Below are 15,083 nucleotides of genomic sequence, written 5' to 3'. Positions count from 1 at the left end.
GCTTTCGCTAAACTTGCTTTTCTTCATGTGACAGTTAAAATTTAAAATTAATAAATTCGAATTTTATACTGTCCTATTTTTAGGGAAGGCTACATTTTCGGTGAGTTCCCACAATTTGGACTGAAATAATATCTGTCATTTTACAGCCTTTATTAATTTCTGGTTATTGCTTTCCACATAATGATCGATGCCGAAGAGATTCTTGGGTTGAGCAACCGTAATGGACCTTGCCGGTTCATTGTTGAATTGTCATTCCTAAGGTAATTTTGACGGTCCTAGAGAAGTTGTTTCCAAACCCTCAAGTACAGATATTGCTGTTTCTAAGCCTTGTTTATTAACTGCAAATATTTATCCTTATTCTCGAACATAATCCATATATTGATGATAAACAATATAGCTGCAATTGGTAAACCTGACGGGGCATTTACAATATGCGTCAATAAAATTCCTACCATTATTGGAAAGATAACAATTGCTCCCAGGGCTCTTGTCTTAGGAATTATAAATAGAATACCACCTATTATCTCAATTATTCCTACTAATGGTAGTATCCAACGAATTGTTAAGAATGCTTCCATTACTTTTAGCATACTCTCAGGTAAGTCATCTGGAACCGGCATATAGTTGAAGAACTTATTTAGCCCCGCATTCATAAACATTAGACCAAAAAGCAAACATATAATGAAATTGATTGTATTCTTCATTAGTCCTTATTTTGATAGTTGATCATCCAATTTATTCCAAATCTATCAGTAAATTCACCAAAGTATGCTCCAAAAAACATGTCTGCCATGGGCATAGTAATATTCCCCCCTGCTGAGAGTTCGTTAAAAAGTCTATCCGCTTCATTTCTGGTCTCGGGTTCCAAGCAGATATGCATATTGCTGCCCTTTGTCAATGTAAATCCCATTTCTTTTGGCGCATCCGTTCCCATTAGAATATGTCCGCCAATAATAGGAAGCTCTACGTGCAATACCATTTTTTTAATCCCGTCTGCCACGGGTGGATGCCCTGCATCTGAAGGAATGTCACCGAAACGTTCAATGCCTTTACCTATAAACTCAGTTTTGAATACTTCTTTGTAAAATAAAAAGGCCTCCTCCGTTTTTCCATCAAAATTCAAATAGCTCGATACCCTTGCTTTGTTACTTGTTCTATTTTGCTTTCGAAGTTTGAATTGTGCTTCTATATACTGATCAAGATTTTCCAGAGCCATTGTAAATCCATCTTTAAAGCCCATTTGGATAATTTTTTCCAGGTCGGCCAGAGATTTATGTTTGATAGAAATATGCACTGTTGTCATTCCATCTTGTTTACTAAAATTTAAGTCCCAATCAGAACTAGGCCATTCAGAATTTATGTTTTCCTCTTTGTCCGTAAATGCATCATAGAATTCAAAGTTGGTCTTGGGATTAATAGCCGTAAATTCTTGAACGGACCAATGTTCTTCACCTTCAGGACTGACCATGGCATAAAACCTTCGTCCTCCTACTGCAAAATTCATGTACTTAGTTTTGGATTTCCATGGTTGAGGGGCCCACCATTGATCTAGAATTTCTGGTATTGTAAAGGCGTCCCAAACTAATGCAAGCTCTGCGTTAAACTCTCTTTTGACAAATACCGTATTAGTGGATTTGTCTACTGTAAAATCAAATAGCAAGGTATTTTTCATTTTTTCTGTTTTTTAATTGTTGATAATACTTGGTCAAGTTGATCAAATCGGTTCTCCCAAATCTTTTTAAATTGTTCAAGCCAAAGATCTATTTCTTTTAATTTTTCAATTTTAATCTGATAGTAAATTTCCCGGCCTTGTTGGTTGGATTCTATAAGTTCACATTCGTTAAGTATTTGAATGTGTTTAGAGATCGTTGGTCTGGCTACATCAAAATTGTTGGCAATGGCTCCTGCCGACATGGTTTGGGTAGCCAATAACACTAATATTGAACGTCTTGTTGGGTCGGCAATGGCCTGAAATACATCTCTTCTTAATTTCATAATGAAGTTATTTGGCTACAAATATATATGAAGCTATTTGACTACGCAAATTATACTTAAAAATTTTCAGTTGTTCGACGTATTTCAAAGATTAGAGGTACCAACTTCATTAACAACAAAACGGCCCCAAAAGGGCCGCTTGTAGTATAAAATTTTAAAAATTACAGGGTTATAACATGGTTACCGTTGTTAAACACAGTTTATTCCAGTCAGATTAAAATCGGTAGCCAATACTTATTGCTCGTCGATTAATTACGTTATGGTCTGTTTTATCTGCATTAAATAAATTCCCACCCATACCAACTAAAGCCTCAAAAACGATTCCGCTTTTAGTAACCCATTTGTACCCAAAACTTAAACCAAGTGATAAATCAATGACATCCGGACCTTCTTTTAAGGTTAAATTTCCATCCAAATCGTATAACTGTTTTCCATCAACTGAACCTATTGTTGAAAATCCTTCAATAAAAAAACCGGCTGCATATTTTTTGCCAAAGTATCTTCTGTAAAAAGGGGAAATTAGAAAATTTACATCCTCGTCATATTTACGACTGAAGGCATACATAGCAGTAATTCCCAATGAAGATTTATTATTTAGGATTCTTTCATATGTTCCTTCTAAAAGTCCCAATGATGTATAGAATAGATTAAGTGTAATGTCATTTTTCTTTTGGAACTGATAGTCTAGTCGTCATTTTGATTTTGGGCATTAACTGTAAACAGAGAGGACAAGAACACAATTATTACAAATGTTTTTTTCATAAAAAGCCTATTTAGTTTATAATTGGCAAAACTAAATCAACGGGTCATCTATAGGTTTCAATACCTTAAAATTGAAGAAATCGGTACTTATTTTATACTATTACGATACTCATTGGGGGTCATTCCAGTAACTTTCTTAAATGATTTGTAGAAAGTTGTTTTTGAAGTAAAACCTGATTCCAACCCAATAGCCAATAAACTATAATTTTCAAATTCTGAATTCAAAATCATTTTCTTTACTGCATCTATGCGATATTGATTTATATAATTTGTAAAATTTTCTCCAGTTACTGTATTTACGAGTTGAGAAACATAACCTGCACTTATACCCAACTCCTCTGCAATTCTCTCTCTATTCAAGGAATTGTCTCTATAAATTTGATGGTTCTTACAAAGAAGTTCAAGTTTTTTAAAATATTGATTATCTGCTGTTAAAGCTTCTTTTTTGCCCTCCATTTCAGGGTTAAAATCGGATGACACCTTGTTGTGGGAATCTATTGATCCATTTTTCAACAAGGTGTTAATGCCCGCTTGGTCCCTAACAAGCTTAAATTTGTATATTCCAATGTAGGCGGTCCAGTGAATTAGGAATGTTGCCAGTAACGCAAGGATTTTCATGAAATACGAAATTTCATAGTTTAAAAACAAGGCTAGTAGTAAAGCAAATACCCAAGAAAACAATAATATAGAAACGATAGCCCACAAAATGGCCAACCATTTTTTCTCTTGTTTTTCTATTGAAAATTTTAAAAAGCTATATGTGTAAATTAGTACTGAAGGAATAAATCCTATGGCCAAAAAAAACTCTATCTGGTTTAGAATCCCAAATAACCTCATTTCTAAGATTGGAAAACTATAAACATTAAGGACATTAATTATACTGATAATGCCTGAATACCCAAAAGGAAAGAATAACCACAGTAGTTTTTTTGAATTCCTTACAGGATGATTTACTTGATTGACAACAAACAGCAATATAAAAACCGGAAAAACAAAAGCCCATTCTATATTGTCAAGTAATCGCAGAAAAGGGATAGTACTGAAGGCTTCAGTAAGTTCAAAAACAAGATTTAAGATAAGTATTGAAAGTGTGAAAATTGCGTATGCCAAATATTTATTTGCAGTACTTCTGAATAAAGGAGATTTCAAAATAACTACACTTAAAACTATTCCTTGAAAAATTGCAATATTTAGTAAAGTTGTATAAATCAAAAGGTAGTAAATGAATTAAAATTCAGGATTGGTAAAAATGTTTTATAGTAACCAACTACAATGTTTCTTTTATAGGTCTAATTTAGCAAATCTTTTTGGTTGGCCTACAATGTCATAAAGTTTACTCACTACTTCTATTCAGTTGCGCACCAGGCTTTCCTTAATAGTAAGGTCTATTGACTACAAAATAATGAATATATGGCTGGAAACGAACCAATATTTTACATTGATAAAGGATACATAACAAACTTGATGGATCCAATTGACCGAATGAACTATAATTTTTCAGGATAGCAAATGGGGATTTGTTTTTATTGTCAACCCTTTTGTTAATAACAATATAGCCAATACTAATTCTTGAAATATTAGCGGAATCGTCATTAATCCATATGCTATTGAAATAACTTTAATTATTTGAAAAATGATTAAAAAACTGGCAATCATTATAACTATGTTTCCTGAAAATCCCCAAAAGGAAAGCCAATATGGAACGAGTTTTTCTTTGTATAGAATTAGATAAAAAAGCATATTTCCCATGCCAGTTGCCAGTATTACTCCTAAATGGTTTGTCAAGTCACGAAACAATCTCAAACCATCTCCGGCCGTTTCATAAATTGCCGGATCCATAGAATTTACAATTGAATATTCTTGACTTAAAAAAACAAATAGTGGCAGTAATATTATGCCAATTAATTGAAACGTTGCTGACACAAATCGAAACCCTACAAATCCAAGCGATAATGATTTGTTATACCGCCTGAGTATGGGATAGAGTATAAGAGAGAAGCCAACATAAATAGGAACTAAACAAAACTGAAATATAGCAGCTGTTAAAACTTGGACTTTATTTGGAAAAACATCCTCGAGGAATTTATCGCTTTCGACAGAAGGTACAATACTTAAGATTCCTGTAATCATTCCAAGTAGGATTAAAGCTCCTGCTATTCTAGAAATTTGTTTATTCTTAATTGTCATAAGCCAAAAGTAGAAACCTATACATTCATCTCCATTGACTTTGGTTAAGTAATCACTTTTTGTCCACTATTCTTTTTTTATTCTGCTTAACGATTCAGGTGTAATACCCAAATAGCTGGCTATTTGGTGCTGGGGAACTCTTTGGCACAAGCCAGGTCTGGTTTTGATTAAATTTAAATATCGTTCTGTAGGGGTTGATGTCTTAAAATGAGTAAATGAGTCTTGTTGCTTAACGATTATCGTTTCAGCGATTACTCTTGCTAAGTTTTCAAGCTGAGGGTACTTTTGAAATGTTTCTTTTTCCAATTTAGGGTTACCCACACTCACAACTGTATCTTCCATACATTCGAGATAGTGATTGGACGGCATTGCTGTTCCATAACTTGTAGGTACAATACATTGTTCTTCGGTATAAAACTCTATCGTTCGATCCTGGCCATCTTCTAAAAAGTAACTCCTCACACATCCCTTTATGATGAAATAACAATCTTTCGAAACATTTCCTTCCTGTAGTAGAATGGTTCCTTTTTTGAAATTTTGAATAAACGTACTTTCTAAAATTGCAATCTTCAAATCATCGGAAATTGCGGTATATTCTGAAAGGTATTTTAATATCCCACTTTTCACAATTCAATGCCTGGTAACAAGTGTGTTTTTGTCATGTTTGTAAATATACATAGTGTAACCAATTTAAAGATTAGCTTTTATACTAAATTGGTTTCCAACCTCGATGCTTGTTCTTTATCTATAATTTCGGTCTAATTTAGTAAATCTTTTTAGTTGAAATACACGGCTTGCCATTAGCTTTGCAGACCTTAACCCATTTTCATGAGGTATCGGCCCCTCAGAAATTAATATCTTACTAGACCATGGTATTTGGGCAAACGGGAAATTACTAACCAGAAAATCTAAATTGTGAATCAGAGGGGGAGTAACTTGAAATTAGTCCTCAGGACCCGTGAAAAGGAAACACATATGGGTCTTAAACTAAAAAGTTTTTTAAACACATTTGAGAATTTAACAGGGCTATGACAATCATCAATAATACGCTATGTCCATTGAAAGATGAACCTGATTTGGGCCAAGTGATCACATTCGGGTCAACATGGTCTTAATGTAATGCAACCTCCTGTTTGTCGCGATTGACACTGTCGACCACAAAAAGGGCTTAGCCATTAGCTCTTATTATTATTTTTTTGCCTCCGTTAAAAGATTAATTGCCCAATCCTAATGACCTGAAATCCCATAAACAAAGTATGACCCCAATAAAGCAGTACCTGTCCACTTGTCACTTTTCTTCTCAAATAATTCTTCATCACCCTGTTATTCAACAATGCACCGTAACATCTCGGATATTTCGATTCATTGTACCTTTCGGAAATTCACTGTTCAGTTCTTTTTGGAATAGGTTTGTAACTTACATCATTATAAGTTCAAAGTACTTTTTACTCAAATCCAGCAATAGGGCTTTACATTTTGGCCGTGCCATACTTTTTAATTAAATCATTTAGGTGTCGGTGTATGTGGCTCGAAACTATTTCCAGGTGATCTTCTCTTGAATAGGCCCTAGAACCGTGCTTGTACGGTATGAATGTTATACTTTTCATGAATATGAATTTCTCAATTGTTCTTTGGGCATCCCTAAGTCGTTGAATCAGGTCTTTTATAAATATGGTTTTAGTAGTCTCAACACTTAATTTGTTAACGGTCGACAGATTTCCTTTCAATGGATTCGGTTTGATTCCGTTTCCCAAATCATATAAGTTTCTTGCAAAGCTCTCATGCCAAAAAGTAATATGTCCAAGAATGTCCTTTGCGTTCCATAATGGATATATCATCAAGTCATAGTTATATCCCCGTTCGAAGAATTCAATGAATTGATTCAATTCATTTCTCAATCGCTCAAGATTGGTTTTTAGGAGTTTCTCATTTTCAGTCATTTTATCCTTGCTTAAAGTAACTATCCAAGTTGTTGGATATTCAATAATTGCATATAAATATTGATATACTCTGATGCACAAATTAGTAACTTTCCAATTCTGGGTTTACCTTATAATTGCAGTTGTTGGAAATTTAAGTATGTAGTTAAAAAAGAATATATCAATAAAAATTTTAAGCCGTATCCAACTCAGTAAACATGTTGCTAAAATCAATTTTTGCCGCCTTTTGAATGTAGAACTCAACTTGGATTTTCTTAATTCGTTGCCTAAATATTACGGTGGGTAGAGCATCATTATCCAAGATCTCTTCGGCACTATAACAAGTAGGAAAACCAAGTACTCCTAAAAAAACTAGCGTATTAATGAGTCCATTTTTATCACGGATATTCTAGGAATTATATCGTTGTAATATAGTTCCCCATGTTAAGTGCAGGTATTTTCTCAATCTTCGGTCATTTTCTTTTTCATCCATATTGGTGTTGTGTCCGATTTGTGATTAGCGCCAATAATACTTTTGTACAATTCTGGTCTTCGAGCATTTTTATATCTCCAACCTCCCGAGAGTTTAATTTTATCTTTTGTGATTTTCGAAATCGTAATTTCGTTTTCAAAAGATTTTATTTCGGACAAAACTTCCCCATATGGGTCAATTATCATTGAATTCCCATTTTTAAGATGTTCACCATCGTAACCTATAGGATTGGTAAATACATAGTAAACTCCATTATCGTAAGCCCTTGCAGGTAACCATCGCATTAACCAACGCCTACCTTTAGGTCCGTCAAATTCCAATCGCAATGAAACAGGATCATTTTCACGATTCTGCCAATACTTGTCCTCAACATAATCTCGATGTGGCATTGCAGATGGTGTGCATCCAGTGACGTGAGGGGCAAAAATAATCTCGGCTCCTAATAAGCTTGTCGCTCGTACGTTCTCAATAACGTTGTTGTCATAACAAATTAAAATCCCACACTTCCAACCTAGTAGGTCGAACACACAATACTCATTGCCCGCGGACATATATTTGTTAATAAAAGGGTGTAATTTTCTATATTTTGCAACCACCCCATTGCCTGTAACGCAGATATAGGTATTATAGATTTTCTCTTCAAATTTTTCCACTAGACCTGCCAAAATCGGAATATCCAATTCTTTGGATATTCCGATTAATTCCTGTGTACTTTTTCCATTTGGCACTTCCTCCGCTAACTCCGTAATCTGTTCTAAGTTCAAATTCTTTGTAAAAGTGTAGGCAGTGATCGACATTTCATGAAAACTGATAAGGTCCGCTCCTTTGGATTTTGCCTTTTCGGTAAGCCGGCGGATTACCGATAGATTATAATCTTTATCTCCGTCCTTTGGCTGAAATTGTGCAACAGATATGTTCATATGTGATAATTGTTCAAGTTTTGGTTGGAAGCGTTTAACAACTATTTAGAATACCTTATGGCTACATCCAATCGTAGAACTGAATTATTTATGCTGTCCATCCAAAAGTGACGACAATTTCGATCATATAAATTCAGGATTAATAATGGATTTTTCAGTGCTTTTTACAACCTACAATACCCAAAAGAAGTAAGCACACATAAAATCTGTTCATAGATAATCAACTTGTTATTCAAATATTTCCAATCCGGCCAAATTTAACTTATAAATCCATCAATTGCCCTCTTTTGGAGGTCTTTTGTGCCAATAGGAAGCCAGAACGGACCCCGTTATATTCATTAACGGTCCAAAAACGGCCGGAGCCAGACCCATAGTCGCTATCTTGCCCAAGGAATTGGCTATCCCAGAGGCCAGCCCCCCGTTCTGCATCCCCACCTCCAAAGCAATGGTACGTGAGTCCTGCTCATTCAATCGCAGTAATCTAGCATACCAATAACCAAGGGTATACCCAAAAAGGTTATGGATAAGCACCAATAGCATTAAGATTCCCCCAATATCCAAAAGACTGTCCCTACCTGCGGCCGTTATGACCACAATAATAAGTCCAATTCCCAGCATGGAAATTACGGGAAGTGCCCTGTCCAACCACTTGGCCCTTTCCCCCCTTAAACGGTTAAGGAGAATTCCGGCACCCAATGGCAAAATAATCATCTTTATAATGCTCCACATCATGTCCAGGACATCAATCTCTATAAACTCCCCTGCCAAAAGCTTCATTAGAAGCGGGGTTATAAAGGGGGCAAGAAGTGTTGATATGGAAGTAATTGTAATGGAGAGGGCCAGGTTGGCCTTGGCCAAATAGGCCATTACATTGGAGGCCACCCCGCTGGGAGAACAGCCTATAAGTACAATACCTGCGGCAATCTCAGGCGGAAAATTGCTGAATTTTGCCAGTGCAAAGCCCATGATAGGCATTATGCCCAACTGTGCGGTAACCCCTACCATGACGCCTTTGGGAGACTTGACAACTTCTGCAAAATCGCCAATACTCATGGAGGTCCCCATACCGAACATAATGAGTTGTATCAAGGGTATGATTAAAGCCGTTAGCTTAAAATCGCCTATCTGTATAAAATACTGTGGGTAATATAGTGCAAGGGCAACCCCAGCGAATATGGATGCCGTAAATACATAACTGTTCAGGGACTTATAACCACTGAAACCAAGGGCCAGCAGTGCAAAAAAAGCCATGATCACAAGACCGGCACGTTCAATGTTATCGGTAAGGATCATGCCCAAAATTACCAACAGCAATAAAGCGGCCATGCCAAGGCTAATGGAATAAATATTCAATTTTTTCAAAATAGTTCGGTTTAGGTTATTTTGGTTCTAGTTGGGCAATTTATAGGCTTGCCTGGCCAGGAGTCGGAGTTTACCGTCCTCTTCCTTTTGGTATACCTGTACATTGCCGATACGGACATCTGCCGGCTCTCCGGCATTGGTTCCCTTGGCCAAGAAAATATGGCGGACTATTGCCTTATTACCAGAAATAGTAATGGTCTGATCGGCGGCTTCCAAGGACAAAAAATTGAAGGGGCCATTCACCAAATCGTCTATAAACGCTGCCTTGTCCTGTATAAGCCCACTGGAATGCCCATAGGTGAGTTTGTCGGCGCATAGGTTCTCCATAAGTTCCACACTGGGATTTACCATAGCCTCATTAAAGGTGGACACGGCCCGTGCAACCTCATCAACAGTCATGGAATCCTGTTGTTCCTCCAAAATAACTGAGGTACTTTCCACCTTGGTTTGATCCGCATTTTGTTTGCACCCCATTAAAATAAATAAGGCCAAAATGGCTGTTACCCAAAAATTCTTCAATCTCAGTGGCCAAATTACCATGTCCTCTTGCTTAAAACCTTATTTAAAGTCTCTTCGGTCATTTTTACCAATTCGGGATGTTTGTCCAACCAAGCCATAAATTCCTTTTTGATCTGTTCTGTCCATTGACTGTCTATCTCGCCCGTGGAATATTTCTTGGTCCTTACCATCTCAAAACCAAACTGGTCCTTTAGTGCAACAAACTCCGCAGTGGCCACAACCTGTTCCGCCAAATGGGCAGGAATAAAAAGTACCCCTTCCCTTTTAGCCAGCACAAGATCCCCGGGCAATACCATTACCTGTCCTATCCGTATGGGGATGTTGAGTCCCATAAGCACTTCCTCCTCCAAAAAGGAAGGGTGAAAATCCCGTACAAAGGCATTGAAGCCTTTCATCTGGCTTATACTCTCCAAATCCCGTGCACTGCCATTAAAAACTACACCATTGCCCGACTTGCTGTATATGGATGTTGCGAGGGTGGCCCCCATTAAGGTCCCTGCATCGATCTTGCCAAAACTATTTGCCACATAAACGTCCCCTTTTGTTAGTACCTCTATAGGCCAGGAATTGGTATTTCCCTTCCTTCCCTGCAAATTTATGCCCCTTTCCTTAATACTCTTCTCCACATCTGGCCTACTGGGCATAAAGAGAGCGGTAAGGGCACGACCCACTACCGGAACATCGTTATGGACCATTTTCCAATTGCCCTCGAACTGATTTTTATAACCTTCGTTTTCAAGAACGGTCCATGCATCATCGATCCCAATTTTTTTTGCCCGTTCCAATAGACCGTCGGGAATTTTTGGACGTCCATCATCAAAGCGTTCCCCTTTCCATTCAGAGGTAAGGAAAATCAATTCCTCCTTGGGAATCGTCTGTCCAAAAACGACGGAATGAAGAGCAAAGAAGCAAAGGAATTGTAAAATTATTTTGAACTTCATAGTGTTTAAATCCTTTACACCCATTAGTCAAGCGCTGCTATACAGTCCATTTCAACCAATGAATTTCCAGGTACGCCCCCATAGGTTGCAACCGTTGTCCTTACCGGTGGATTTGGCCCGAAACGGCCCCGAAATACTTCGTTCATTCCCTTATAATCGGCCAAATCGGCCAAATATACATTCACTTTCAACACCTTATCCATGGAAGAGCCGTGCTTTTTAAGCTCTTTTTCCAATTCCTGCAGTACAATTTCTGTATGCGCCTTTATCTCGAACGGTTCCACATGAGCCCCTTTCCCTGCTATATATAGTGTATTCCCGTGCTTTACCCCACCAGAGAACAAAGGTATGTCCTGGTCCATGACGATATCGCCCACTACTTCTTTTGTTGGTTTTGACTCCCCTTCCATTGCCCTAGCGGCCGCGCCTACACCAAACATAGCTGCCAAACCCATTCCTAATTTTTTGAAGGATGCCCTTCTTGTTGTTTTGTTTTCCATGATTTAAAAATTTATTATTTAATTGCTTATCGATTATTGCTTATGATTTTTGATTTATTCCATAATCTCTAGGTGGCCAATGGTGCTCCACCTGGAATCCTTATTTTTTTATTTTCCGATCTATAGACCAACCGCTTGGCCGTGAATTTGGCAGTGAGGTATTCGCCCAAAAACACGGAACCCTTGAAGGTTCCATCTGATACTTTTCCAGAAAACCAATAGTGGATCGAGTTTCCAGGGACACTAAAATGACTTTTGAGTTTTACGTCATCGCCCTCGATCATTCCAGCCATTTCTTGCATGGCATAGTCACTGGTATGTGTTCCCTTGATCCAATTTCCTTCCTGTTCCAAGAAAAATTTATGGACACTCTTACTGGTAAAAAATTCCATTTCTACTTCCCAATGCCCAGAAATATTGGTATTTGATGGAGCCATTTTATCGGAACGGGGTTCCCGTTTTGCGGATAATATATCATACAATCTATTTGCCACCAACTTGGAATTGCCCGGTCTCATTTGACTGGGAGTAATTGAAATTGATGTTGTTTCCCCCCTTGTATTTCCCCCAATCGCTATCCTAGGTTTATTGCGCGCTACCTCTTCTGCTATTTCTTCTCCGGTAATATGCAATTTGTCCGGGTCCCATTTTAGGATAAGTCTAGGTGCCCTATTATCCAAACTGGTCGGTAATTGAACCTCCGAGCTTATTCCTTTTATTTTTGTAAGCTTCGATGAAATTTCATCCAGCCATGCCAACCATGTCTCCCACTCCTTATCATGGTCCCTTGTTGTCCATGCCTCAACCGCAGCCAGCATTCCCAACATTTCTTCCTTCCCCACCTTATTGTCCCTTCCCGGGCCGTGGTGTGGGGAACTGGCTTGCCATGCCGACATGAGCAAATCCTTATCCCCCAATAAAAGACCTGCACATTGTGGCCCGCACAACGCCTTGCCACCACTATAGGCAACAACTGTTGCGCCCCTCTCCAAATGGATACAGGGAATACTAAGATTTTCTGCAGCGGCATCTGCCAAAATGGGTATATTCTTTGGCTCGGCAATCTTACTGATATTTTCCAAGGACAGCGGCTTACCCGTTTCATTATCCCTACCGGTCATTATATAGATCATTGCGGTTCTGGGATTTATGGCCTGTTCTAACTCTTCTGGGCTATCAACCATTATTATCTTGACACCAATATTGCGAATGGCATGGTCATAGACATTTCTGGAACTACGGGGGATAATAACCTCATTTTTCTCAAAACCTTCCAAATTGGGTATTCTAATTAGTTTTTCCGGATTTCCTCCGGTAACACAAGCTGCGGTAACATGCTTCATGCCAGCCGCACAACCAGCAGATACCATTCCCCAATCTGCCTTGGTCAATTCCGCTAAACGTCTGCCTATACCAAAAGCCAGTTCGTCATATTGAACAAAAAAACCCGTTGCGGCTTCCATGGCCTGCAACACTTCCGGGCGCTCTGTGGATCCCCCAAGAATGGTGAAAGTACCTCTACAATTTATAATCGTATCGACACCAATGGATTCGAAAACATTCTGCCCTTCGGAAAATGGTATGGAAACCATAGGGCCCATTGTACCAAGTGCACTCCCGAACATACTTTCATTGGCCATTAAACTACCCGCAATGGGCACTACGCCCAGTTGCTTTATAATATCCCTTCGATTCATGGTTGTTATTTTTTTATATTATTCAAGTATATTTCCTATATGTTAACAATATTTATTTCGTTCATCAATGATTAACCTCTCAAATTAGTAGGCCGTCATATCAAGGAGGATGTTAATTTTCTCCCTCTAAATTCACTCCCCAACAAAAAATTCTACAAAGGCCAACAACCTAGATATGTAATGATATGATTTTGAAGGTATGAAAACTTCTACATATACGAATAACCGGAATCAACTACCTACACCTATACCCTAACTATTATTTTGCTTAAAATTTTTCTACTAATAAGATCCAATGTTTAATTTGCTACATCTCAATTAACCCTCTAATTTATTTATATATAATCTTGTCAGTAACTTCCCTTTAACAACTCTCTTTTTTCATTGTTTACAATAGGAAATCCAACACTATAATACCCGGCCTATTTTGAAAAAACATTTCAGATGGCTTTCTACTTTGATGAACCTTATCAGGAGAAAACCGGCTTACTGGTCATTGAATCCTTTCCATCTCATTTGTTAGGTTAGCCTATAACGGATTATTCCTTCCAAATTTGGCTGGAAAGACCATTTAAATCGTAAACAACAGTGCCGTCTTTGATGGTAAGTTCACATTCCAAATTTTTATTGCCCATCATTTTCTTTCCTTTGGTATCGACGAATCCAAATTTGCCTTCCCTTATTTTTAATAAGGTAACATCGGCAACAGAACCAACCTCTAAATGTCCTAGATCTGGTCTTTTAATATATTGGGCCGGATTCCAGGTAACACTGGCAATGACCTCGGTCAAGGGCATATTCATGTTTAAAAATTTGGACATAATGTTCAGTATATCTTTCATTCCCCCATTCATACTCCCAATATGCAAATCGGTACTTATTGCATTTGGTTTGAATCCTTGTTCCATTGCCGGCACCGCCTGTTCAAATGCAAAACTACCACCGCCGTGCCCCACATCGAAAATAATGCCCTTTTTCTGGGCCTCTAGAGCAAAGGATTCTACCTTACCATTGGCATCAACTACTTTCCCCCTGCTATTTAATGATGCATAGGTATGGGTGAAAATATCCCCAGCCCTTAGTTTTTCCAAGAATAGTGTTTTTAATGATAATGCTGGTTTACTTCCCCCAAAATCGACCATTACCGGTACATCGGCCATGACTCCCGCTTCAACTGCCCTTTCCAAGGGTTCCCATTCATACCCTTCATAATGTGCCAATTTAACACCTACTATTTCCGGATGTCCCATTACCAATTTTGCGGTCAATTTTGGATCCATATCATTAACATTCTGTTCAATAACGCCTCCTTTCATTCCTGAACCAACAATATTCAAAAAGGCCAAAACCCGTGTTTTTGAATTGTCTATGGTCTGTTTTTTAAAAACATTAAAATTTCTCCACCCGGAACTTCCCGCATCAACAATTGTTGTTACTCCGCTACGAAATGTAAAATTATCAGGGGCAACGCTGCTCATTCCCCCGCTGTACATACCGTTTTCATCCGTTCCAAAGAATACATGTCCATGAATATCCAAAAGGCCGGGAGTTACGATCAGTCCATCGGCATATACAACCGTTTTCGCCTTTTTGATCGAAATATTATTTGCGATTTCAGCAATCCTACCCTCGGAAATGGCTACATCCATCGCCTTGTTGGTTCCACTTTTTGCATCTATAAGTGTTCCGTTTTTTAGTAGCAAATCATATTGCTGACCTAAAAGCGACATAGTACAGAATAAGGTAGATAAAGCAATAAGCACATGTTTAAGCTTGTGTACAATCATA

15 protein-coding genes are annotated in these 15,083 nt (G+C 37.9%); all 15 read right to left on the bottom strand.

The annotated features are described in order from the left end of the window. Positions 1–320 precede the first annotated feature (320 nt). The 15 genes from MWU82_RS17310 to MWU82_RS17235 all read right to left on the bottom strand — a co-directional run bounded on the left by MWU82_RS17310 (position 321) and on the right by MWU82_RS17235 (position 15,082). Positions 321–704 carry a DoxX family membrane protein gene (locus tag MWU82_RS17310; RefSeq protein ID WP_247097366.1) on the bottom strand — a complete coding sequence of 128 codons (384 nt, stop codon included), beginning with the start codon at positions 702–704 and terminating at the stop codon, positions 321–323. After that, positions 704–1,672 (bottom strand): SRPBCC domain-containing protein, encoded by a 969-nt coding sequence (locus tag MWU82_RS24390; RefSeq protein WP_348646999.1) that lies wholly within the window; start codon positions 1,670–1,672, stop codon positions 704–706. Before MWU82_RS24390 ends, MWU82_RS17310 begins: the two co-directional genes overlap by 1 nt. Continuing rightward, positions 1,669–1,995 (bottom strand): metalloregulator ArsR/SmtB family transcription factor, encoded by a 327-nt coding sequence (locus MWU82_RS17295; RefSeq protein ID WP_247097364.1) that lies wholly within the window; start codon positions 1,993–1,995, stop codon positions 1,669–1,671. Before MWU82_RS17295 ends, MWU82_RS24390 begins: the two co-directional genes overlap by 4 nt. A 214-nt stretch (positions 1,996–2,209) precedes the next feature. Then, on the bottom strand, positions 2,210–2,626 hold the full coding sequence (locus MWU82_RS17290) for a DUF3575 domain-containing protein (protein WP_247097363.1): 417 nt from the start codon (positions 2,624–2,626) through the stop codon (positions 2,210–2,212). 218 nt (positions 2,627–2,844) lie between these two features. Beyond that, positions 2,845–3,969, bottom strand: a complete 1,125-nt coding sequence (locus MWU82_RS17285; RefSeq protein WP_247097362.1) for a helix-turn-helix domain-containing protein — start codon at positions 3,967–3,969, stop codon at positions 2,845–2,847. Between the two features lie 285 nt (positions 3,970–4,254). Continuing rightward, entirely contained in the window at positions 4,255–4,944 is a 690-nt protein-coding gene (locus MWU82_RS17280; RefSeq protein ID WP_247097361.1) for a DUF4386 domain-containing protein, read from the bottom strand. A 66-nt stretch (positions 4,945–5,010) separates the two neighbouring features. Then, entirely contained in the window at positions 5,011–5,571 is a 561-nt protein-coding gene (locus tag MWU82_RS17275; protein WP_247097360.1) for a Crp/Fnr family transcriptional regulator, read from the bottom strand. 842 nt (positions 5,572–6,413) lie between these two features. After that, positions 6,414–6,884 carry a hypothetical protein gene (locus MWU82_RS17270; RefSeq protein ID WP_247097359.1) on the bottom strand — a complete coding sequence of 157 codons (471 nt, stop codon included), beginning with the start codon at positions 6,882–6,884 and terminating at the stop codon, positions 6,414–6,416. A 441-nt stretch (positions 6,885–7,325) separates the two neighbouring features. Next, the gene (locus MWU82_RS17265; protein ID WP_247097358.1) at positions 7,326–8,276 is read right to left on the bottom strand and encodes a nitrilase family protein; all 951 of its coding nucleotides are present in this window, start codon (positions 8,274–8,276) and stop codon (positions 7,326–7,328) included. A gap of 273 nt (positions 8,277–8,549) precedes the next feature. Then, a complete protein-coding gene (locus MWU82_RS17260) occupies positions 8,550–9,638 on the bottom strand; it encodes a bile acid:sodium symporter family protein (RefSeq protein WP_247097356.1) in 1,089 nt (362 codons plus the stop codon). A gap of 27 nt (positions 9,639–9,665) precedes the next feature. Then, positions 9,666–10,112: a nuclear transport factor 2 family protein gene (locus MWU82_RS17255; protein ID WP_247097355.1), complete on the bottom strand. Its 447-nt coding sequence runs from the start codon at positions 10,110–10,112 to the stop codon at positions 9,666–9,668. 59 nt (positions 10,113–10,171) lie between these two features. Next, positions 10,172–11,098, bottom strand: a complete 927-nt coding sequence (locus MWU82_RS17250) for an RraA family protein (protein ID WP_247097353.1) — start codon at positions 11,096–11,098, stop codon at positions 10,172–10,174. A gap of 23 nt (positions 11,099–11,121) precedes the next feature. Beyond that, positions 11,122–11,598, bottom strand: a complete 477-nt coding sequence (locus MWU82_RS17245; protein WP_247097352.1) for a RidA family protein — start codon at positions 11,596–11,598, stop codon at positions 11,122–11,124. A gap of 68 nt (positions 11,599–11,666) precedes the next feature. Further along, positions 11,667–13,295 (bottom strand): aminotransferase class V-fold PLP-dependent enzyme, encoded by a 1,629-nt coding sequence (locus MWU82_RS17240; RefSeq protein ID WP_247097351.1) that lies wholly within the window; start codon positions 13,293–13,295, stop codon positions 11,667–11,669. Between the two features lie 539 nt (positions 13,296–13,834). Continuing rightward, the gene (locus tag MWU82_RS17235) at positions 13,835–15,082 is read right to left on the bottom strand and encodes an amidohydrolase/deacetylase family metallohydrolase (RefSeq protein ID WP_247097350.1); all 1,248 of its coding nucleotides are present in this window, start codon (positions 15,080–15,082) and stop codon (positions 13,835–13,837) included. Between the last annotated feature and the right edge of the window lies 1 nt (position 15,083).

The sequence above is a fragment of the Arenibacter sp. S6351L genome (assembly GCF_023016025.1).
GTDB lineage: Bacteria > Bacteroidota > Bacteroidia > Flavobacteriales > Flavobacteriaceae > Arenibacter > Arenibacter algicola_B.
The sequence above is the reverse complement of the archived record's forward strand: the minus strand, read 5'-3'. Positions and strand labels throughout refer to the sequence as shown.